The 23,177-nt window shown below is 70.4% G+C and carries 11 protein-coding genes; 5 read left to right on the top strand and 6 right to left on the bottom strand.

Going from position 1 to position 23,177, the window contains the following annotated elements:
* Positions 1-15 precede the first annotated feature (15 nt).
* Entirely contained in the window at positions 16-1,152 is a 1,137-nt protein-coding gene (locus tag ACFVYL_RS14080) for a magnesium and cobalt transport protein CorA (protein ID WP_389715361.1), read from the bottom strand.
* Between the two features lie 499 nt (positions 1,153-1,651).
* On the opposite strand from ACFVYL_RS14080, the gene ACFVYL_RS14075 reads away from it, so the two are divergent.
* On the top strand, positions 1,652-2,236 hold the full coding sequence (locus ACFVYL_RS14075) for a suppressor of fused domain protein (protein WP_389715359.1): 585 nt from the start codon (positions 1,652-1,654) through the stop codon (positions 2,234-2,236).
* Between the two features lie 44 nt (positions 2,237-2,280).
* Here ACFVYL_RS14075 and ACFVYL_RS14070 read toward each other — a convergent pair whose 3' ends face one another.
* Complete coding sequence (locus ACFVYL_RS14070) at positions 2,281-3,534, bottom strand: MFS transporter (protein WP_389715357.1); 1,254 nt, start codon at positions 3,532-3,534, stop codon at positions 2,281-2,283.
* A gap of 164 nt (positions 3,535-3,698) precedes the next feature.
* Between ACFVYL_RS14070 and ACFVYL_RS14065 the strand changes: the two genes are divergently transcribed.
* The 3 genes from ACFVYL_RS14065 (at position 3,699) to ACFVYL_RS14055 (ending at position 6,174) form a co-directional block, all read left to right on the top strand.
* Positions 3,699-4,340 (top strand): DUF6758 family protein, encoded by a 642-nt coding sequence (locus ACFVYL_RS14065; RefSeq protein ID WP_389715356.1) that lies wholly within the window; start codon positions 3,699-3,701, stop codon positions 4,338-4,340.
* A 198-nt stretch (positions 4,341-4,538) separates the two neighbouring features.
* On the top strand, positions 4,539-5,414 hold the full coding sequence (locus tag ACFVYL_RS14060) for a PHP domain-containing protein (protein ID WP_389715354.1): 876 nt from the start codon (positions 4,539-4,541) through the stop codon (positions 5,412-5,414).
* A 154-nt stretch (positions 5,415-5,568) separates the two neighbouring features.
* Positions 5,569-6,174, top strand: coding sequence for a MarC family protein (locus ACFVYL_RS14055; protein WP_389715352.1), 606 nt, complete (start codon positions 5,569-5,571; stop codon positions 6,172-6,174).
* 33 nt (positions 6,175-6,207) lie between these two features.
* Here ACFVYL_RS14055 and ACFVYL_RS14050 read toward each other — a convergent pair whose 3' ends face one another.
* The 4 genes from ACFVYL_RS14050 to ACFVYL_RS14035 form a co-directional block, all read right to left on the bottom strand.
* Positions 6,208-7,575, bottom strand: coding sequence for a cytochrome P450 (locus ACFVYL_RS14050; RefSeq protein ID WP_389715350.1), 1,368 nt, complete (start codon positions 7,573-7,575; stop codon positions 6,208-6,210).
* A 104-nt stretch (positions 7,576-7,679) separates the two neighbouring features.
* Positions 7,680-9,056 carry a cytochrome P450 gene (locus ACFVYL_RS14045; protein WP_389715348.1) on the bottom strand — a complete coding sequence of 459 codons (1,377 nt, stop codon included), beginning with the start codon at positions 9,054-9,056 and terminating at the stop codon, positions 7,680-7,682.
* A 13-nt stretch (positions 9,057-9,069) separates the two neighbouring features.
* On the bottom strand, positions 9,070-9,987 hold the full coding sequence (locus ACFVYL_RS14040) for a terpene synthase family protein (protein ID WP_389715347.1): 918 nt from the start codon (positions 9,985-9,987) through the stop codon (positions 9,070-9,072).
* Positions 9,984-11,063, bottom strand: coding sequence for a polyprenyl synthetase family protein (locus tag ACFVYL_RS14035; RefSeq protein WP_389715346.1), 1,080 nt, complete (start codon positions 11,061-11,063; stop codon positions 9,984-9,986). The genes ACFVYL_RS14040 and ACFVYL_RS14035 overlap by 4 nt, the downstream gene beginning before the upstream one ends.
* A 694-nt stretch (positions 11,064-11,757) precedes the next feature.
* Here ACFVYL_RS14035 and ACFVYL_RS14030 point away from each other — a divergent pair.
* Complete coding sequence (locus tag ACFVYL_RS14030; RefSeq protein WP_389715345.1) at positions 11,758-23,106, top strand: type I polyketide synthase; 11,349 nt, start codon at positions 11,758-11,760, stop codon at positions 23,104-23,106.
* Positions 23,107-23,177: the final 71 nt, after the last annotated feature.

The following is a 23,177-nucleotide window of genomic DNA, read 5'->3' as shown; positions in this document are numbered from 1 at the left end:
GGCCGGCCCCGGCCGTCACAGCCAGCCGTTGCGCTTCAGGGTCCGGTGGATCGCGAGGCAGACGCCGCCGATGAGGGCGAGCACCATCGGGTAGCCGTACCGCCAGTGCAGTTCGGGCATGTGGTCGAAGTTCATGCCGTAGACCCCGCAGACGGCCGTCGGAACGGCGATGATCGCCGCCCACGAGGTGATCTTGCGCATGTCCTCGTTCTGTGCGACGGCGGCCTGCGCGAGGTTGGCCTGCAGGATCGAGTTGAGCAGCTCGTCGAAGCCGATGACCTGCTCCTGGACGCGCGTGAGGTGGTCGGCGACGTCACGGAAGTACTTCTGGATGTCGGGGTCGACGAGCCGCATCGGCCGCTCACTGAGCAGCAGCATCGGGCGAAGCAGCGGCGACACGGCCCGCTTGAACTCCAGGACCTCGCGCTTGAGCTGGTAGATCCGCCCGGCGTCGACGCCGCGCGAGGTGCCCTTGCCCTTGCTCGGCGCGGAGAACACCTCGCTCTCCACGTCGTCGATGTCGTCCTGCATGGCGTCGGCGACCGCGATGTACCCGTCGACGACGTGGTCGGCGATGGTGTGCAGCACCGCCGAGGGGCCCTTGCCGAGCAGCTCCGGGTCTTCCTGGAGGCGGCGCCGCAGGGTGCGCAGCGAGCCGTGACCGCCGTGCCGCACGGTGATGAAGAAGTCCCGGCCGGTGAAGCACATCACCTCGCCGGTCTCCACGACCTCGCTGGTGGCGGTGAGTTCGGCGTGCTCGACGTAGTGGATGGTCTTGAAGACGGTGAACAGCGTGTCGTCGTAGCGCTCCAGCTTGGGGCGCTGGTGGGCGTGGACCGCGTCCTCGACGGCGAGGGGGTGCAGCCCGAACTCGGCGGCGATACCGGCGAATTCGGCCTCGGTCGGCTCGTGCAGGCCGATCCAGGCGAAGCCGCCGCGGCGGCGCACCTCGAGCATGGCCTCGTGCGGGGTGAGGGTGTCGGCGCACTCCAGGCGGGCGCCGTCCCGGTAGACGGCGCAGTCGACGACGGCTGACGCGGCGTCACGGGTCGCGTCGTAGGTGTCGTACGACGCGGGGGAGGAAGGGTAGGAGGTGCCGTCCTTGCGCAGCGAGGGGCGGACGGCGGCACGAAGGTCGCGGATCATCGACATGGGCAGGCTCCTTCGGCGGAGGCGGCCTGCGACGGTTGGAACTGCCCGGAATGGGGACGTCCTATGGCGGAGTGTTTGGCACGTCCACAAAGCGGGAAGCACCGCACCGTCGCGGTGGCAGCTTCGCTACTGACACAGATCAGGGAACTCAGACAGATCAGGTGGGAACGGAGTGCTCTTCCGTCGCACACGGCACGAACAGTGCTCGCGGTGCGTGTGTGTGCGTGCGCAGCTACAGGGCTGCGTGATTCACCGGGCGGAAGAGCGGGTGGTACTGCACGGTCGACTTCGGTCCATTGCAGCCCCACCTCCTCCGGCCGGTCCCCCGTAAGGGAAGTCCCATGCGCCCTTCACGCCAGTGGCGCAAAGTCAGTGTCTGTCTGCAGGGCTTGAAAGCGACGCTTCTGCGTGCTGCCCTGAGCCAGCGGCCAACACTATCAGCCGACAGAAGTGTCAAGCCCCCGCTTTGCCCTTACCTGACGAGTTCTATGCTCACGTCATGGCTGATGTTCTTGCGCTGGTCGAGGCCCATTTCCGTACTGGCCTGGGGGAACCGGACGCGCGCGCCGCGGTGACCTTCCTGGGCACCGACCGGGTCGAGGTGCTGCGGTTCACGGACGGCGACGTCGTGCGCTACGCGACGCTCGGCATGTCCGCCCAGCCGATGACCGACCCCACGGCCGCCCTTGCCGACCCGGTCAAGGGCCCGCGCGCCGAGCTGGTCCTCTCGGTACGAGGGGGGCTCGTCGACACGGACAAGGTGCTGCGCCCGCTCGCCGTCCTCGCCGCCTCACCGCAGGTCGAGGGCCTGGTCGTGGTGCCCGGTGCCTCGCTGGACGTGGGCGAACCGCTGTGGCCCGGCGCGCCGTTCACCTCGGTGCTCGTCGCGGAGCCCGGCGGTCTGGTCGAGGACCTCGGCCTCGACGCCCCCATGGAGCCCGTACGTTTTCTGCCGCTGCTCCCCATGACGCCGAACGAGGCGGCGTGGAAGCGGGTGCACGGCGCGGCGGCCCTCCAGGAGCGGTGGCTGAACAGCGGCACGGACCTGCGCGATCCGCTGCGCAAGTCCGTGTCCCTGGACTGAAGTCCGGCCGCTCGTCATTGGACTGAAGTCCGACCGCTCGTCATTTAGTTGGCGAAGACCGTGACGCTGTCCTCCGTGGCGTGCTTCGGTTCCAGTTCCTCGGCTTCGTGCGTGAGGGCGTTCCTGCGCACCCAGACCACGACCGCGCCGAGCACCGCCGTGACGGCCGCGACCACGAACGGGATGTGGACGTCGCTCCACTCCTCGATCTTCGGCGCGAAGAACGGGGCGGCGGCCGCCGCGAACCAGCGCACGAAGTTGTAGCCGGCGCTGGCCACCGGGCGCGGCGCGTCGGAGACGCCGAGGGCGAGCTCGGTGTACACGGTGTTGTTCACGCCGATGAAGGCACCGGACAGGATCGTGCAGACGACGGCCGTGACGTGGTTGCCGTAGCCGAGCACCAGGACGTCCGCCGCGAGCAGGATCAGTGAGCCGCCGAGCACCTTCAGCGAGCCGAGCCGTGCCTGCAGCCGCGGCGCGACGAGCACCGAGAAGACCGCGAGCAGCACGCCCCAGGCGAAGAACACGGCGCCCGACTTGTACGGGGTCATGTCGAGCACGAACGGCGTGAAGGCCAGCACGGTGAAGAACGTGTAGTTGTAGAAGAACGCCGAGGCCGCCGCGGAGGCGAGCCCGCCGTGGCCGAGCGCCTTGACCGGGTCGAGCAGTGATGTCTTCCTCGCGGGCTTCGGCTGCTCCTTGAGGAACGCCGTGATGCAGAGGAAGCCGATCGCCATCAGGACCGCGGTGCCGAAGAAGGGGTAGCGCCAGCTGGCGTCGCCGAGCAGCGCGCCGACCAGGGGCCCGCACGCCATGCCGAGGCCGAGCGCCGACTCGTACAGCAGGATCGCGGCCGCGCTGCCCCCGGCCGCGGCGCCGACGATGACGGCGAGCGCGGTGGAGACGAAGAGCGCGTTGCCGAGGCCCCAGCCCGCCCGGAAGCCGACGAGTTCGCCGACCGAGCCCGAGGTGCCGGAGAGGCCCGCGAAGACCACCACGAGCGCGAGGCCGAGCAGCAGGGTCTTCTTGCCGCCGATGCGGCTGGAGACGAAGCCGGTGACCAGCATGGCGACCGCGGTGATCAGGAAGTACGAGGTGAAGAGGAGGGAGACCTGGCTGGCGCTCGCGTCCAGGCCCTTGGCGATGGACGGCAGGATCGGGTCGACGAGCCCGATGCCCATGAACGCCACGACGGACGCGCCCGCCGTGGCCCACACGGCCTTCGGCTGGCGCAAGAGGCCGCCCGCCCCGGCGTCGAACGGGTCCCCTTCGGCGGGGTCTCCTGTGCTGCTGTGCATACAGCCGCTCCTTCGCTGCTTCCCACTTGGTTCGTTGATGTATACACACATTAAGTTAGGCAGGCTAACTGATGCAAGCTGCATCTAGTTTTGCCTGGTGACAGGGCCACCGGACGGGTGATCGTCCTTGACGGGGCGGCGGCCGGGGAGGACCGTTGGGCGCTATGAGGGGCGAACCCAGTTGCCCGAAGTGTGGTGGCCGGGTCAGGGCTCCCGGTCTCTTTGCCGACTCCTGGCAGTGCGACGTGCACGGCACCGTGCATCCGCTGCAGCCCGTGATCCCGCCCAGCGTCGAGGCCCTCCAGGTCGTGGTGCACCGCGCGCAGGTGCCGGTGTGGATGCCGTGGCCCCTGCCGGTCGGCTGGCTGTTCACGGGGGTGGCCTGCGCGGGCGACGACCGCAGCGGCGGCCGTGCGACGGCCGTGGCCTGCTCGGGGCCCGCGCCGCTCGGCGGCGTCGGGGAGCTCGTGCTCGTCGCCGAGGAGCTGGGCGTCGGCCTCGGCGCGCGGTACGCGGGCATCGACGGCCCCGACCCCGGCCCGCACATGAGCGTCGAGAAGCCGCCGCAGACCAAGGTCCTCGCAGCCGGCCGGCCGACGCCGATGTGGCACGTCTCCGGGACGCCGGACGACCGCGCCGTGTTCGCGGGCGAGGCGTGCGGGCTGTGGCTGTGGGCCATCGCGTGGCCGGAGCAGTCGGGCCTCCTGATGTACGACGAACTGGTCCTCACCGATCTGCGGGACGCGGGCGCGGAGGTGGACCTGCTGCCGTGCGGGGCGCTGTCGCCACGGCTGCTGACGCCGTGAGCGGGGATGGCTGACGCCGTGAGCGCTGAGGGGGGCGAGCGGGTGATGGGGGAGCGGGCGCTGTGGTGAGCGGCTCCTGATGCCGTACGTGTCCGCTCCGTGAGCGATGCCTCGTCAGGGGCGGGGTGAAGGGTGCCCGGTTCCCGTTATCCTTGAGCGTCCCCTTCTTCCGCCCGTCAGAGCACTGGAGCCAGCGTCGTGCGCATCGATCTGCACACCCACTCCACTGCGTCCGACGGCACGGACACCCCGGCCGAGCTGGTCCGCAACGCGGCGGCCGCCGGGCTCGACGTCGTCGCGCTGACCGACCACGACACCACCCGGGGCCACGCGGAGGCGAAGCAGGCCCTGCGCGAGCTGCCGTCCGGGTTGACCCTCGTGACCGGCGCCGAGCTCTCCTTCAGCCTCGACGGCATGGGCCTGCACATGCTGGCCTACCTCTTCGACCCCGAGGAGCCCGAGCTCGCCCGCGAGTGCGAACTGGTCCGCGACGACCGGGTGCCGCGCGCCAAGGAGATGATCGGCAAGCTCCAGGGGCTCGGCGTGCCGGTGACCTGGGAGCAGGTCGCCCGGATCGCGGGCGACGGTTCGGTCGGCCGTCCGCACATCGCCGAGGCGCTCGTCGACCTCGGCGTCGTGCCCACCGTCTCCGACGCCTTCACGGCGGAGTGGCTCGCCGACGGCGGCCGCGCCTTCGCCGACAAGCACGAGCTCGACCCCTTCGACGCGATCCGCCTGGTGAAGGCGGCCGGCGGCGTCACCGTCTTCGCGCACCCCGGCGCCATCAAGCGCGGCAAGATCGTGTCCGACACGGTGATAGCCGAGCTCGCGGCGGCAGGCCTCGACGGCATCGAGGTCGACCACATGGACCACACCCCCGAGACCCGCACCAGGCTGCGCGGACTCGCGGCGGACCTCGGCCTGCTCGTCACCGGCTCAAGCGACTACCACGGCAGCCGCAAGACGTGTGTGCTCGGGGAGTTCACCACCGACCCCGAGATCTACGGCGAGATCACCCGCCGCGCGACCGGGGCGTTCCCCGTGCCGGGAGCCGGCGGAAGCCCCGCCGCGTAACGGCCCGCACCGCGCAGGGCCGTCCTCCACCGCACCTCACATCACCGCACTTCACTTCACCGCATCCACCGGTTCCGTGGCGGCGGCGGCCGTGCCCTGCGCCCGGCGCCGCCCGGCACGGCTCCTTCGTACGACTCTCTGCAAGGCCATCACTGTGTTCGACGTTGCCGTCTTCGGCTCCCTTTTCCTCACCCTGTTCGTGATCATGGACCCGCCCGGGATCACCCCGATCTTCCTCGGACTGACCGCGGGCAGGCCCGCCAAGGTGCAGCAGCGGATGGCCTTCCAAGCCGTCTGCGTCGCCTTCGGCGTCATCTCGGTCTTCGGCCTCGTGGGCCACCAGATCCTCGACTACCTGCACGTCTCCGTCCCCGCGCTGATGATCGCGGGCGGACTGCTGCTGCTCCTCATCGCGCTCGACCTGCTCACCGGCAAGACGGACGAGCCGAAGCAGACCAAGGACGTCAACGTCGCGCTCGTGCCGCTCGGCATGCCGCTGCTCGCCGGGCCCGGCGCGATCGTCTCCGTCATCCTCGCCGTCCAGGACGCCGACAGCGTCGGTACGCAGCTCTCCGTCTGGGCGGCGATCGTGGCGATGCACGTGGTGCTCTGGCTGGTGATGCGGTACTCGCTGCTGATCATCCGCGTCATCAAGGACGGCGGCGTGGTGCTCGTCACCCGGCTCGCGGGCATGATGCTGTCCGCCATCGCGGTGCAGCAGATCATCAACGGCGTGACGCAGGTGATCAACGGCAGTTAGCGGCGGCGCTCTTGCGCCGTGTTGGCGTGCGTCTCAGCGTCGTTCCGGGACCATGGGAAGCGGGCCCGCGCTGAGGCTCATGTGCGGGTGCGGCCGGATCTTCGTGTTCGGTACGGGGCGCAGTCGCCAGCGTCCGGCGATGGTGGCCAGGGCGATGGTGGCCTCCGTCATGCCGAACACGTCCCCGATGCACTTGCGGCTGCCGGCCCCGAAGGGGAGGTAGCAGCCGCGCGCCACGTCCTTCGCCCGCTCGGGAAGCCACCGGTCGGGGTCGAAGGATTCGGGGTCCCTGAACAGTTCGGGGTTGTGGTGCAGGACGTAGGGGCTGACCAGGATGTCGGAGTTCGGCGGAAGCCCCCGGCCCCCGAGCTCCGTGGCCTCGGTCGTGGTCCGGGTGTAGAGCCAGGCGGGGGGATAAAGGCGCAGGCTCTCGGTGAACACCCGGCGGCTGTAGTCGAGCTTCGGGATGTCGGCATAGACGGGCGTCCGGCCGTCGAGCACCTCGTCCAGCTCGGCGTGCAGGGCCGCCTCGACCTTCGGATTTTCGCCGAGGAGATGGAAGGTCCACGCCAGGGCGCTGGCCGTCGTCTCGATTCCGGCGAGCAGCAGCGTCATGACCTGGTCGTGGACCTCCTGGTCGTCGAGGCGCCCGCCGGTCTCGGGGTCCTCGGCGGTGAGCAGGGCCGAAAGGAGGTCGCCGCGGTCGTCGTCGGTCCGCCGGTAGTCCTCGACGATCTGGTTGATCAACCGGTGCATGCGGGTCAGCGCCTGCTCGAAGCGCCGGTTGGCCGCGATCGGGAGCTTCGCGAAGAGCCCGGTGGGGTCCATCGCCTGCAGGTACGCGCCGTGCACGATGACCGGCAGGCAGTGCTGGATCTCGGCGACCGCCTTGCCCGCGATGTCGGTGGAGAACAGCGCGCGGGCGGTGACCCGGGCGGTCAGCGCCTGCATGGTGTTGCTGACGTCGATGGCCCGTCCCGCCTCCCACGCCCGGGCCTCGACCTCGCTCTCGTACTGCATCACCTCGGCGTACGCGGGGAGCCGGGTGGTGTGGAAGGCGGGCTGCACCAGGCGCCGCTGTCTGCGGTGGTCCGCCCAGTCGGACGTGATCAGGCCGTTGCCCAGGATCGGGCGGGCCTTCTCCTTCACCGGGCCGCCCGTGTCGTAGACGCGTGCGTTGAGCAGTACCTGCTGGACCAGGTCCGGATGGCAGGGCAGGAAGGCGCGGTTGGGGCCGAGGCGCAGTTCGACCAGGTCGCCGTGGGCCGGCAGCGAGGACAGGAACTCCATCGGCCGGCGGGCCATCTGCACGGCGTGCCCGATCAACGGCAGACCGCCGGGCGCGGTGGCGAACCGCCAGTTGTGTGTCGCGGGTTGCTGGTGCGCGGTCCTCGTACCCATGGCTCCTTCATCTCTTCGCTGGCATGCGTCTGGTCGGGCGGTCGTGCGCTGCTTCGGGCAGTCGTGCGCTGCTTCGGGCGGTCGTGCCGCGGGGACCGGGCCCCTCAGTGCCGGCGTGGTTCGCAGATCATGGGCAGCGTGCCGGCTTCCAGGGTGGCCTTCGGCTCCGGGTGCAGCGCGCTGCCCGGGACGGGGCGAAGACGCCAGCGGCTGGCGATCGTGGCCACGATCAGGGCGGTCTCGGTGAGCGCGAGCACGTCGCCGATGCACTTGTGGTTGCCCGCGCCGAACGGCAGCAGGGCCCCGCGCGGGACGTCCTTGGCGCGCTCGTCCAGCCACCGGTCGGGGTCGAACTTCTCCGGCTCGGGGAAGAGTTCGGCGTTGTGGTGCATGGCGTAGGCGCTGTAGACGACCATCGCGCCCGCCGGAACGGGGTGGCCGCCGAGCTCGGTGTCGACCGCCGCCACCCGCATGGACATCCAGGACGGCGGGTACAGCCGCAGCGCCTCGGTGATGACCGCGCGGGTGTACTCCAGCTTCGGGAGGTCGTCGAAGACCGGGGAACGGCTCCCCACGGCCGCGTCGATCTCCTCGTGCACCCGCCGCTCGATCTCGGGGTGCGCGCCCAGCAGATGGAAGACGAAGGCGAGGGTCGACGCGGTCGTCTCGCTGCCCGCCACCAGGAAGGTGACGACCTGGTCGAGGACTTCCTCGTCGGTCAGGCGCTGTCCGGACTCCGGGTGTTCGGCCCGCAGGAGGGTGGAGAGCAGGTCGCCGTGGTCCTCCTCGGACCGGCGCCGCTCACTGATCATCGTGTCGACGATCTCCCGCAGCCGGGTGTTCGCGTACGCGTAGCGCCGGTTCTCGGGGGTGGGGAGCTTCTCCATCAGGCCGATCGGCGCGACCGTGCGCTTGTAGATGCCCTGCGAGACGGTGCGCAGGCACTGCCGGGCCTCCTCGATGGTCGCCACGTCGACGCCGGTGGAGAACAGCGTCCTGGCGGCGACCCGCATCAGGAGGGCGTGCATGGCCTCGCCGATGTCCTGCTCCTGCCCGGGCCGCCAGGAGTCGATCGCGGCGCGCGTGTCGTCGCCGACCGCGGCGGTGTACTCGGCGATCCGGGTCGAGTGGAACGCGGGCTGGATGACGCGCCGCTGGAAACGGTGGTCCTCGCCGCGCGACACGGAAAGGCTGTTGCCGAGCAACTGGCGGGCCTTGTCGAAGACGCCGCCCTTGTCGAACACGCGGGGGTTCACCAGGACGTGGTGGACGAGCTCGGGATGGCAGGCGAGATAGGCGCGGCTGGGCCCGAGCCTGATCTCGACCAGGTCCCCGTGGGCGGGCAGCGAGGCCAGGAAGTCCAGCGGGCGACGCCAGAGCGAGAGCGTGTGCCCCAGGAGGGGGACCGATCCCGGTGCGGTGCCGAACGACCAGGAACGGGTCGGTTTGGTCGGTTTGGCGGAGTCCTTCGCCGTGGTCACGTTTCCCGCTTCCCTACTGAATACGAGAGTTGACGTTGTTCACGGCCGCTTTGTACCGCTTGTTGCTCGTGGTCCAGACGAAGTTGCCGTAGATGAGATCAAGCAGGACATCTCGCGTGATGTCATCGAAAGCCGATATGCATCGCATGTCCTCGACGATGTCGTCCAGGCGTTCCTTGAAGAACTTCTCGAATTCACTCTGGTTCGACACATCGCACAGCCGGAAGCAGTTGGTGATCTGCCCCAGCGAAACCTCGCGGTCGTACGAGTAGAAGTCGTTGACGATCGCGAGACCACGCGTGGTCATACGAGCGGCCAGACCCGACTTCGCGTGTTCCGTGAACTCCCGATGACCGTAGATCGGGTAGGACATCTTCATCCAGAAGTCAACACCGACATCTGTCACACGGAACCTGAAGTACTGCTCCGGAGAGGTGGTGCAGAGCACCTGCTTGATGGGCGAGTCACGGAACATGTGATCGCTGGTGATGAATGCCCGGGCCCCTTCCAAGGCGAAACGGGCGTCTTCCTCGCTGTAGTACTTCTCACAAATGGCGCGCAGTTCGGGCAGGAACGCGTCGAAGTCGTGCAGCGCCGGATCCATGTCGTCCCACACGAAGGTGACACAATTCAGGATGCAGACGGCCTTAAAAGCCTCCATGTTCCGGATGTGCCGCGCGCTCTGCGACCACCGGACGACGTCCATGTAGGAGATCCAGCGTTCGTCGGAGACCGACTTCCCGAAGGGCGCGACCGCCTTGTTGCAGGCGTCGATGACTTCGCGCAGCTCGTCGTCCGTCAGCGGGCACATCTGCGGTGCCTGGCCGATGTGCTGCTCGAACGCGGCGGCGAACTGCCTCGTGCTCTCCTGCCAGTGCCGCATCATGCCGGGGAGTCCGGTGTTCTGGGGCGCGGAAATATCAGTGGTCATGAGTCCCTCACAATGGCCATGCGGGTGATCTGCTCAAGGGTGTTCACCGTGTCCGCGGTGAACGGGGCGCGGTCGAGCGCGCGCAGCGCCTCTCGCCTGCGGTCGTCGATCATGCGCTCGACACCGTCCCGGGCGCGGGTCGCCTCGAAGATGCCGCGGACGGTTTCGGCGCCCTCCTCGTCCAGCAGCGGGTCGCCGAGCAGCCTGCGCAGCCGCGCGGTCTGCTCGCCGTCGGCGGCGCTGAGGGCGAGCGCGGTCAGCGCGGTGTTCTTGCCCGCGCGCAGGTCGTCCATCCGCGACTTCCCGGTGATCAGCGGGTCGCCGTACACCCCGAGCAGGTCGTCGCGGAGCTGGAACGCCTCGCCGAGGGGGAGCGCGTAGGCGGTGAAGGCGGCCATGGCCTCCGGGCCCGCGCCCGCCATGGCGGCACCGATGTGCAGGGGGCGCTCGATGGTGTACTTGGCCGTCTTGTACCGGTAGACGTTCAGCGTGGCGTCGACGTCCGCCGTCAGTTCGCCGGTGGCGTGCAGGTCGAGGTACTGGCCCAGCATCAGCTCGGTGCGCATCTCGGCGAGGAGCGGCAGCACCGCGGCGAGCTGTCCGGGGGTGAGTCCGGCCTGGTGGAGGAGCTCGTCGGACCAGGTGAGCGTGAGGTCGCCGAGCAGGACCGCGGCGCTCACGCCGAACCAGTCGGCCTCTTCCGCCCCGCGGGAGGTGGCGCGGTGGGCCGCCATGGTGCGGTGAATGGTGGAGCGGCCGCGGCGGGTGTCGCTGTTGTCCATGACGTCGTCGTGGATGAGCGCGAAGGCGTGGAACATCTCAAGACAGGCGGCGATCTGGATCATCGGCTCGTCGTCGTCACCGCCGCCCATGGCCCGCCAGCCGGTCGCACAGAGCAGGGGGCGAATGCGCTTGCCGCCCGACAGGAAATCCCGTACCAGTCCCGAGAGATACGGCAGGTGCGGCTGGGCGGTGGCGCTGTTCTTCACCGCCAGGAAGTCCGCGAGCGCGTCGTCCACCGACTTGAGAACTATTTCCGAGTCCAGGGCGTCCAAGGTGCTTATGGGCGCTGTCATTTACCAACTTCCCCCGTTCGATTGATGGCAGGGTTCCGGGCGGGGGAGTGCGGAAATACTGGTAGAAGCTCTCACAGGAAATGCAACACGGGCAAGCGAGATGAGTGAGACACCACCTGCGAAAGGGAAAGTCGCGGAACTCGCCGCACGGCTTCCCGCAGTCAGGGTGCTCTCTTGACGTGCCGATCACCGGCTATCGCAGGCCGCCCGCCGGTCGTCGTCTATCGCTCCGTCGCCCGCGGGCGACTCATGCGCGACATGCCCGATCGTGTGCATGGAAGAGGCTTCTACTCGCCACTCGACATTCCCCCGTTGGAGTCCGGCCAACTCTCTGAGCTTCGCCAGTCTAAGCACATGATCGTCGGATCCGGAAGAGATCACTTTGCGTGACCGGGGATGGGTGGCGGGCCCACGCAGTCCCTTGCGCGCCGCTTACCTGTGGTCCAGGCCACTAGAACACGCTTGCGTGCCGCTGCTGGCTGAGGTACGTTCGGGACACCGTAGTTGATCAAGGTACCTAGGTAATATTCCGTTAACTGGCCTGGTTTTTGATTGCGTATCGTCCATCGATACATCTGCGTATACCTAATGAGTCGGCGCCGAGTGCGGCCGGCTTTATTTGAGTGCGCTTACGGCCTCTCCTGGCAGTTCGGGGCGGGTAAGTGTTTTCCAGGCGTCGGGGGAAGGTGCCTAAATGTCCGTAGTCTCTGCTCTGTTGTCGGACGACGAGACCGAAAGCGCGATCGCGGTCGTCGGCATCGCCTGCCGACTGCCCGGGGCGAACAGCCCGGGGGAGTTCTGGCGGCTGCTCAGCTCCGGTGCGCACGCGGTCACTTCGGTGCCGTCCGACCGATGGACGCGGGGCACGGACGCCGGAACGGACGCCGATAAGGGCGCCGCCCTGGAACACGGAGCCTTCCTCGACCGGCCCGACCTGTTCGATGCGGGATTCTTCGGGATCTCGCCGCGGGAAGCGGCGGCCATGGACCCCCAGCAGCGGCTCATGCTGGAGATCGGCTGGGAGGCGATCGAGGACGCGGGCCTGAGCGCTTCGCGCCTCGCCGACGGCCGTACGGGAGTGTTCGTCGGCGCCATCAGCGACGACTACGCCACCCTGGTGCGGCAGCGCGGTCCGGCATCGGTGACCCACCACACGCTGACCGGCCTGAACCGGGGCATGATCGCCAACCGGCTGTCCTATCTGCTGGGGGCCCGCGGCCCGAGCATGGTCATCGACACCGGCCAGTCCTCCTCCCTCGTCGCGGTGCACGCCGCCTGCCGGAGCCTGCGCGACGGGGAGTGCGACACCGCCCTCGCGGGAGGGCTCCACCTCAACCTGGCCTTCGACAGCACCCTGAGCGTGGCGCGATTCGGCGGCCTCTCCCCCGACGGCCGGTGCTTCGTCTTCGACTCCCGCGCCAACGGGTTCGTCCGGGGCGAGGGCGGCGGCCTCGTCCTGCTCAAACCGCTCGGGCGGGCGCTCGCCGACGGGGACCGGATCCACGGCGTGCTGCGCGGCAGCGCCGTCAACAACGACGGCGGCGGGGACACCCTCACCACGCCGAGCCGCCCCGCCCAGGCGGACGTCCTGCGCCGGGCCTGCGCCGACGCCGGCATCGACCCCGCAGCCGTCCAGTACGTCGAACTGCACGGTACGGGCACCGCGGTCGGCGACCCCGTCGAGGCGGCGGCACTGGCGGAGACCGTCGGTTCCGCGCGCCCCGGGGACCGGCCGCTGCTCGTCGGCTCCGCCAAGACGAACGTCGGCCACCTCGAGGGCGCGGCGGGCATCACCGGACTCATCAAGGTGCTGCTCTCCCTCAAGGCCCGCCGGTTGCCGCCCAGCCTGAACTTCCGTGACGCCAACCCCGCGATCCCCCTGGACGAGTGGAACCTGCGGGTGCAGACGGAACTGTCGCCCTGGCCCAGCCCCGACGCGCCGCTGGTCGCCGGGGTGTCGGCCTTCGGCGTGGGGGGCACAAACGCGCATGTGATCGTGTCCGAGGCTCCGGGGTCCGCCGAGGCGGCCGCGTCCGCCTCCCCCTCTGCCACCTCGGCCTCCCCCTCTGCCGCCTCCGCCTCGGCCTCCACCTCCGCCCGTACCCCTGACGCGCTGCCGTGGGTGGTGTCGGCGCGGACCGCGGACGGGCTGCGCGCGCAGGCGGCACGGCTGCGTGACTTCGCTGCCGCCGGTGAGGCCGCCGGTGACACCTCGGGTGATGCCTCCGACGGCGCCTCCCGTACGGACATCGGGTGGTCGCTGGCCCGCCACCGGACCGCCCTGGAACACCGCGCGGCCGTGGTGGCCGGTGACCGTGCGGAATTCCTGGCAGGCCTCGACGCCATCGCGTCCGGCGAACCCGCGGGCCACGTGGTCACGGGCACGGCCCCCGGCGCCGCCGACACCGAAGTGGTGTTCGTGTTCCCCGGCCAAGGGGCGCAGTGGGTCGGCATGGCCGCCGAACTCCTGCGCACCTCGCCGGTGTTCGCGGACTCCGTGGAGGAGTGCGCCCGGGCGCTGGCTCCGCACGTCGACTGGGATCTGCGCGAGGTGCTCGGGGACACGACGGACGGCAGCGCGCTGAACAGGGTGGACGTACTGCAGCCCACCCTGTGGGCCGTGATGGTCTCGCTGGCGCGCGTGTGGCGCTCGAACGGCGTGGTCCCCTCCGCGGTCATCGGTCATTCACAGGGCGAGATCGCCGCGGCGTGCGTCGCGGGCGCGCTGTCACTGGACGACGCCGCGCTCCTGATCGCTCTGCGCAGCAGGATCGCCGGGCAGCTGACCGACCGGGGCGGCATGGCGTCCCTCGACGCCCCGGCGGAGCGGGCCGCCGAGTTCCTCGCGGGCCTGGACGACGTCTGGATCGCCGCGGTCAACAGCCCCACCGCCACGGTGGTGGCGGGCAGCCCGGAGTCGCTGGCCGAGGTCGTGTCCCGGGCGGAGAGCGCGGGCCATCGCACACGGTTCGTCAAGAACGCCTACGCCTCGCACACCCCGCAGGTCGAACCCGTACGCGACGAGCTCCTGCGGCGGCTGGCGTCGATCGCCCCGCGGCCCGCCGACGTACCGATGTACTCGACGGTCACCGCAGGACCGGTCGCGGGCGCATCACTGGACGCCGAGTACTGGTACAGCAACCTCCGTCACACGGTGCGTTTCAAGGACACCGTCCAGACCCTCGTCGAGGAGGGCAGGACCCTCTTCCTGGAGGTCAGCCCGCACCCGGTCCTGACCAACGCCGTGCACGAGACCGGCCGGGCCACCGGAGCGACCGTCACCGCCACGGGAACACTGCGCCGTGACAAGGGCGGCCACCGGCAGATCCTCGCCTCGCTGACCCACCTCTGGGTCAACGGCGCGGACGTCGACTGGGCCGCGGTGTTCAGCGGCACGGGCGCCCAGCGGACCGACCTGCCCACCTACGCGTTCCAGCGCAGTCGGCACTGGTTCGACGACGCGGGCGACGCTCCCGTACCCGTATCGGCCCCCGTATCGGCCCCCGTGTCGGCCCAGGCATCGGGCCCTGCCTCTGCCCCCGCCTCCTCCGCCCGCGGGGAGACGGCCACTGCCCCCACACCGGACATCGATGCCGCACGCCGCGTCCGAGCCCATGTCGCCGCGGTCCTGGGGCACGCTACGCCGGACGCGATCGACGCGGGGCGTACGTTCAAGGAACTCGGGTTCGACTCGATCATGCTCGGCGAGCTGAGCAACCGGCTCGGTGCCGCGCTCGGCGTCGGCCTGACCACCGCCACGCTCTTCGACCACCCCACACCGGCCAAACTGGCCGCCCATGTCGCCACCGCGGCGAAGGGACCTGCCCCCGCCGCGCACCCCGAGAACGCGGGACCGGCCGGCGACGACGACCCCATCGCCATCATCGCGATGAGCTGTCGGCTGCCCGGCGGCGCCCACTCCCCGGAAGACCTCTGGCAGTTGGTGGCCACCGAGCAGGACGCGATCTCCGCGTTCCCCGAGGACCGCGGCTGGGACCTGGAGCGGCTGCGGGACGCGGAAGGGCTCGGCAGCAGCTTCGCCCGAGGCGGTGGATTCCTCGACGGGGCGGGCGAGTTCGACGCCCGGTTCTTCGGGATATCGCCGCGCGAGGCCCTCGCCATGGACCCGCAGCAGAGGCTGCTCCTGGAGACCTCCTGGGAGCTGCTGGAACGGGCCGGCATCGACCCTGCCTCGCTGCGCGACAGCCGGACCGGCGTCTTCGTCGGCACCATGGACCAGGAGTACGGGCCCCGGCTGCACGAGGCGCCCGAATCGCTCGACGGGTACCTGCTCACCGGCAAGACCACCAGCGTCGCCTCCGGTCGCATCGCCTACCTGCTGGGCCTGACGGGACCGGCCATCACGGTGGACACGGCGTGTTCGTCGTCCCTGGTGGCGCTGCATCTGGCGGTGCAGTCGCTGCGCCGGGGAGAGTCCTCGCTCGCCCTGGCCGGTGGCGTGACGGTCCTCAACACACCGGGAATCTTCACCGAGTTCAGCAGGCAGCGTGGCCTGTCCCGCGACGGCCGGTGCAAGGCGTTCGCCGCGTCCGCGGACGGTACGGGGATGGCCGAGGGCGCGGGAATGCTGCTTGTGGAGCGGCTGTCCGACGCCCGGCGTAACGGACACCGGGTGCTGGCGGTGATCCGTGGTTCGGCGGTGAACCAGGACGGTGCGTCGAACGGTCTGACGGCTCCGAACGGCCTGTCGCAACAGCGGGTGATCCGGGAGGCGTTGGCGGACGCCGGTGTGTCGGCGTCCGGTGTGGATGTGGTGGAGGCGCACGGTACGGGTACCGCGCTCGGTGATCCGATCGAGGCGCAGGCCCTGCTGGCGACGTACGGGCGGGACCGGTCTGCCGAGCATCCGTTGCTGCTCGGCTCAGTGAAGTCGAACATTGGTCATACGCAGGCGGCGGCGGGTGTGGCCGGTGTGATCAAGATGGTGATGGCCCTGCGCGAGGGGGCCGTCCCCGGGACGTTGCATGTCGATGAGCCGACTCCGCAGGTCGACTGGGCGTCTGGCGCGGTGGAGTTGGTGACGCGGACCGTGCCCTGGCCGGAGTCGGGGCGGGTGCGTCGGGCGGCTGTGTCGTCGTTCGGTATCAGCGGCACGAACGCGCATGTGGTGCTGGAACAGGCCGGACCGGAGGTTGTTCCTGTCTCGGCTGCCTCTGCTGTACGTGCCGGTGGTGCTGCTGCGGTGGTGCCGTGGGTGGTGTCGGGGCGGTCCGAGGACGGGCTGCGGGGGCAGGCGGCGCGGTTGCGTGAGTTTGTCGCTGCTGGTGAGGGTGCGGCTGCCTCGGTTGCGGAGGTGGGGTGGTCGCTGGCGGTGCGGCGGGCCGCGTTGGAGCAGCGTGCGGTGGTGGTGGCCGGGGATCGGGAGGAGTTCCTGGCGGGCCTGGAGGCGATCGCTTCGGGTGAACCGGCGGGCCATGTGGTCACGGGTGCGGCTGCTGATTCCGGTACGGCTGATGCTGGTGTGGTGTTCGTGTTCCCGGGTCAGGGGTCGCAGTGGGCCGGTATGGCCGCGGATCTCCTTGATACGTCGCCGGTGTTCGCGGAGTCGGTCGAGCGGTGTGGTGAGGCGTTGGCGCCGCACACCGACTGGTCTCTGCTGGATGTGCTGCGTTCGCGTCCGGGTGCGCCGTCTCTGGAGCGGGTGGACGTGGTGCAGCCCGTGTTGTGGGCGGTGATGGTGTCGCTGGGGGAGTTGTGGCGTTCGCGGGGCGTGGAGCCCGCTGCTGTCGTGGGGCATTCGCAGGGTGAGATCGCGGCGGCGTGTGTGGCGGGTGTGCTGTCTGTGGAGGACGGGGCGCGGATCGTCGCCCTGCGCAGCGCGGTGATCGCCGAGGAACTCGCGGGCCGGGGCGGAATGCTGTCGGTGGCGGCGTCGGCCGCACGGGTGGATGACCTTCTGCGGGACCGGGAGGGCGTGTCGGTGGCCACCGTGAACGGGCCCGCGTCCACGGTGGTGGCCGGTGGTCTGGACGAGCTGGAGCGGGTGGCCGCGGAGGCGGAGGCGGCCGGAATCCGGACGCGTCGTATTCCGGTGGATTACGCGTCGCACACGTCTCATGTGGAGGCGGTGCGCGAGCGGTTGATGGAGGTGGCCGCGCCGATTACTCCCCGCGCGGGTCGGGTTCCGATGTATTCGACCGTGACGGGTGGGCTGGTCGCGGGGGAGGAGCTGGACGCCGAGTACTGGTATCGGAACCTGCGGGAGCGGGTGCGTTTCCACGAGACGGTCCAGGCTCTGATCGGTGAGGGGCACACCACGTTCGTGGAGGTCAGTGCGCATCCGGTGCTGACGGGTGCGATCGAGGAGACCGGGCACGCGGTGGACAAGCCGCTGACGGTCACCGGGACGTTGCGCCGGGACCACGGGGGCGACCGGCAGTTCCTCACCTCTCTCGCCGCGCTGTGGGTGCACGGGGTGACCCCGGACTGGGCGAGTCTCCTGCCCGCCCCAGACGGCGAAGCGGTCGACCTGCCCACCTACGCCTTCCAGCGCAGGCGCTACTGGCTCGCCCCCACCGGCTCGGCGTCCGAGGTCCAGGTCGACCTGCCGGCCGGGCCCGCGCCCGAGTTGCTCGAAGGCTTCGCAGGGCGGGTCGCCGAAGCGGCCACGGCGGCGCAGCAGAAGCAGATCGTGCTGAAGGAAGTGTGCCGCCAGGCGGCGGCCGTGCTGGGCTGGTCCTCGGCCGACGAGGTGGAGGTGGGCCGGGCCTTCCGTGATCTCGGATTCGACTCGCTGGCGGGGGTCGCGCTGCGCAACCGCCTGGTCGCGTCGACGGGTCTGGCCCTGTCGCCCACTGTGGTGTTCGACTACCCGACCCCCGTGGCGCTCGCCGAGAAGCTACGGGAGGGGATTCTCGGCGTAGACACCCCGGCATCGGCATCGGCATCGACGTCGGCGTCGGCGTCCGTCGTGTCAGGGGCCGCCGCGTCCGCCGCTGCCGACGATCCCATCGCGATCGTGTCGACCAGTTGCCGTTTCCCGGGTGGCGTACGTTCACCGGAGGAACTGTGGGACGTGCTGTTGTCGGATCACGACGTGATCTCCGAGTTCCCGACCGACCGTGGCTGGAACCTCGACGAGCTGTACCACCCCGACACCACTCGGCCCGGTAGCTGCTACGTCCACCACGGCGGATTCCTGCACGACGCGGGCGGGTTCGACGCCGGTTTCTTCGGCATCTCGCCGCGTGAGGCCGTCGCCATGGACCCGCAGCAGAGGCTGCTGATGGAGAGCTCCTGGGAGTCCCTGGAGCGCGCGGGCATCGACCCGCTGTCGCTGCGCGGCAGCCGGACCGGTGTCTTCGTCGGCGTCGTACCGCAGGGCTACGGCAGTGGGGCGACCGACACCAAGGGTTCCGAGGGCTACCTCTTCACCGGCTCCGCGGGCAGCGTGACGTCCGGCCGTATCGCCTACACCCTCGGCCTGACCGGTCCGGCCATCACGGTGGACACGGCGTGCTCGTCGTCCCTGGTGGCACTGCACCTCGCCGTACGCGCCCTGCGCAACGGCGAGTGCGGGATGGCCCTCGTCGGCGGGGTCAGCGTCATGTCCACACCCGGCATCTTCACGGAGTTCAGCCATCAGCGCGGACTCGCGCCCGACGGCCGGTGCAAGCCCTTCGCGGCGGCGGCGGACGGCACCGCCTGGGCGGAGGGTGTGGGTGTGCTCCTTGTGGAGCGCCTGTCGGACGCCGAGCGGAACGGGCATCAGGTGCTGGCGGTGATCCGTGGTTCGGCGGTGAACCAGGACGGTGCGTCGAACGGTCTGACGGCTCCGAACGGCCCGGCGCAGGAGCGGGTGATCCGCGAGGCGCTGGCGGACGCGGGTCTCGCGGCGTCCGGTGTGGATGTGGTGGAGGCACACGGTACGGGTACCGCGCTGGGTGATCCGATCGAGGCGCAGGCTTTGCTGGCTACGTACGGGAAGGACCGTCCCGCCGACCGGCCCGTGCTGCTCGGCTCGGTGAAGTCGAACATCGGTCATACGCAGGCGGCGGCGGGTGTGGCCGGTGTGATCAAGATGGTGATAGCCCTGCGCGAGGGGACAGTCCCTGGGACGTTGCATGTCGATGAGCCGACTCCGCATGTCGACTGGTCTTCCGGCGCGGTGGACTTGGTGACGCGGACCGTGCCCTGGCCGGAGGCCGGGCGGGCGCGTCGGGCGGCGGTGTCGTCGTTCGGCGTGAGTGGCACGAACGCGCATGTGATCGTCGAGGGTCCGCCGACTGTCGAGTCGGCTTCGGCGCCCGCTGGTGCCCCGGCTGTACGTGTTGGTGGTGCCGGTGGTGCTGCTGCGGTGGTGCCGTGGGTGGTGTCGGGGCGGTCCGTGGAGGGGCTGCGGGGGCAGGCGGCGCGGTTGCGTGAGTTTGTCGCTGCTGGTGAGGGTGCGGCTGCCTCGGTTGCGGAGGTGGGGTGGTCGCTGGCGGTGCGGCGGGCCGCGTTGGAGCAGCGTGCGGTGGTGGTGGCCGGGGATCGGGAGGAGTTCCTGGCGGGCCTGGAGGCGATCGCTTCGGGCGAGCCTTCCGGCAACGTGGTCACCGGTGCGGCCCCGAGCGGCTCCGATGCTGGTGTGGTGTTCGTGTTCCCGGGTCAGGGGTCGCAGTGGGCCGGTATGGCCGCGGATCTCCTTGATACGTCGCCGGTGTTCGCGGAGTCGGTCGAGCGGTGTGGTGAGGCGTTGGCGCCGCACACCGAGTGGTCCCTGCTGGATGTGCTGCGTTCGCGTCCGGGTGCACCGTCCCTGGAGCGGGTGGACGTGGTGCAGCCCGTGCTGTGGGCGGTGATGGTGTCGCTGGGCGAGCTGTGGCGTTCGCGTGGCGTGGAGCCCGCTGCTGTCGTGGGGCATTCGCAGGGTGAGATCGCGGCGGCGTGTGTGGCGGGTGTGCTGTCCGTGGAGGACGGTGCGCGGATCGTCGCCCTGCGCAGCGCGGTGATCGGGCGTGAGCTGTCGGGGCAGGGCGGCATGGTTTCGCTGGCCCGGCCCGTCGAGCAGGTGACCGAGCTGCTGGGTCCGTGGGACGGGCGTATCTCTGTGGCCACGGTCAACGGGCCGGGTGCCACGGTGGTCGCGGGAGACGCGGCTGCCCTGGACGAGCTGATGGAGGCGTGTGAACGCGGGGGCGTTCGGGCACGCCGTATTCCGGTGGATTACGCGTCGCACACGTCTCATGTGGAGGCGGTGCGTGAGCGGTTGATGGAGGTGGCCGCGCCGATTACTCCCCGTGCGGGTCGGGTTCCGATGTATTCGACCGTGACGGGTGGGCTGGTCGCGGGTGAGGAGCTGGATGCCGAGTACTGGTATCGGAATCTGCGGGAGCGGGTGCGTTTCCACGAGACGGTCCAGGTCCTGATCGGTGAGGGGCACACCACGTTCGTGGAGGTCAGTGCGCATCCGGTGCTGACGGGTGCGATCGAGGAGACCGGGCACGCGGTGGACAAGCCGCTGACGGTCACCGGGACGTTGCGCCGGGACCACGGGGGCGACCGGCAGTTCCTCACCTCTCTCGCCGCGCTGTGGGTGCACGGGGTGACCCCGGACTGGGCGAGTCTCCTGCCCGCCCCCGACGGCGATCCGGTGAACCTGCCCACCTACGCCTTCCAGCACCACCACTACTGGCTCGCCCCTAAGGAACCGGTCGTCGGCACCACGGCACCGGACACGCACGCCGACTTCTGGGCAGCCGTGGAGCGCGAGGACCTGGAGGAACTGGGGCGGACCCTGGAGTGGGACGTCGACCGCACCGAGCTGACGGCCGTGCTGCCCGCCCTGTCGGCATGGCATCGGCGACACAGTGCCGTCTCCGCGCTGGACTCCTGGCGCTACCGCGAGGACTGGACGCCGGTGCTCGGTCAGGGCGGTCCTGCCGGTCCTGCTGGTCAGTTCGGTCCTGCCGGTCAGGGCGGTCAGGGCGGTCAGGGCGGTCAGGCTCCCCGGCTGACCGGCACCTGGCTGGTGGCCGTCGACCCTGACCAGGTCGGGAGCGCGGTGCACGAGGCGAGCGTCGAAGGGCTGCGGGCACACGGGGCCGTGGTGGAAACGCTGGTGGCGTCCGACGCCCCACTGCGATGGGCCGACATGATCGAGGCGCGGTCGTCCGTGGCCGGCGTGGTCTCGCTGCTCGCTCTCGACGAGCGGCCCGTCGCGGGCACGACGGTGTTCCCGAGTGGATTGCGGCGGACGCTGGACCTGATGCAGAGCCTTGCGGCGACCCAGCTCGCCGTTCCCGTCTGGTGTGTCACCCAAGGGGCGGTGTCCGTCGGTGGCCACGATCCGCTGACCAGCCCGGCCCAGGCGATGGTGTGGGGTCTGGGACGCGCCGCGGCCCAGGAACTCCCCTCGCTGTGGGGCGGTTTGATCGACCTCCCGGCGGCTCAGGACCTGGCCCAGGGCCTGTCCCCGGACCTGGACCCGTCCCCGGACCTGGACCCCGACCGCACCCCGTCCCCGACCCTGTCCCAGCGGACCATGAGCCAGCTGTGCGCGGTCCTGGCGGCCGACGGTCACGAGGACCAGATCGCGCTCCGCCCCGCCGGAATCCTCGGACGCCGCATCGTCCGGGCCCCGCTCGGCGACCTTTCCGGCACCGACTGGAAGCCGGGCAGCGGAACCGTACTGATCACCGGGGGCACCGGAGCGCTCGGGAGCCAGGTCGCCCGTCGGCTGGCGGCCCGCGGCGCCGAACACCTCCTGCTCGTCAGCCGTCGGGGGAGCGCCGCGCCGGGAGCCGCCGAACTGGAGGCCGAGCTCGCCGCGACGGGCGTCAGGGTGACGGTGGCGGCGTGCGACATCGCGGATGACGACGCCCTCCGTGACCTTCTCGCATCGGTCCCGGCCGACTGCCCCCTCACCTCGGTCTTCCACACGGCTGCCGTGCTGGACGACGCGGCCGTCGAGGCCCTGTCACCCGAGCAGGTGGCCGCCGTACTGCGGGTCAAGGCAGGCGCCGCGTGGCGGCTGCACGAGCTCACCCTCGACCGGGACCTGGCCGCCTTCGTCCTGTTCTCCTCCGTGGCGGGCAGCGTCGGAATGGCGGGCCAGGCCAACTACGCCCCGGCGAACGCCTACGTGGACGCGCTGGCCCGCTACCGCCGCTCGCAGGGGCTTGCGGCGACCTCCGTGGCCTGGGGACCCTGGGCGGAGGGCGGCATGGCCGACGCCGACGCGGTGGCCGGGCTGCGACTCCGGCACGGCCTGCCCCTGTTGTCCCCGGACACGGCGGTACTGGGACTGGAAGCGGCCCTGGAACGCGGCGAGGCGGCCGTTGTCGTGGCCGACATCGACTGGGAGCGGTTCACCCACGCCTACACGGCCGTCAGGCCGAGCAGTCTGTTGGACGGGATTCCCGAGGCCCGGCAGGCGGTCGGGGCATCCGCATCCGCATCCGGACCCGGACCCGGATCCGCACCCAGTGAGGGAGCGGGCGGCGCAGGCGGCGCGGGGACCGGCACCACCCTGCGCGACCGACTGGCCGACGCCGACCCGAGGGAGCGCAAGCGGCACCTGCGCGATGCCGTACGCACCCAGGTGGCCGCCGTCCTCGGGCACGACTCGGCCGAAGCGGTGGGTGTGGAGCGGCAGTTCCTGGACATGGGCCTCGACTCCGTCACCGCCGTGGAACTGCGCAACAGGCTGAACGGCGTCACCGGGGTCCGGCTGCCGGTCACCGTGATCTTCGACCACCCGACGGTGAACGCACTCGTCGCCCACATCGGCACGGAGTTGTTCGACGCCGACGCCGACGAGACGGCTGCGGGGGAAGCGGGGGCGGGAGCGGAAGTGGAAGCGGAAGCGGACACGGCCGGCGTCGCCGACCTGGACCGACTGGACAGTCTGCTGGCGACGATGGCGGACGACGACCCCGCCAGAAGTGCGATCGCCGACCGGCTGCGCCGCCTCCTCCGGTCGGCCGAGGGCGGGCGCGCCGGTCGAGCCACGGAGAGCCCCGTCGCCGGGGAGGAACTCGCGGCCGCCACCAACGACGAGCTCTTCACCTTCATCGAGAAGGAATTCGGGATCTCCTGACCCGGGATCCCCTGGCCTCGGGGTCTCCTGACCTCGGGTCACCTGACCTCGGATGGATTTCCTGCCCCCGG

It is taken from the genome of Streptomyces sp. NPDC058308, from assembly GCF_042880275.1.
In the GTDB taxonomy this organism is placed as follows: Bacteria; Actinomycetota; Actinomycetes; order Streptomycetales; family Streptomycetaceae; genus Streptomyces.
This window is presented reverse-complemented; position numbering and strand designations above follow the sequence as displayed.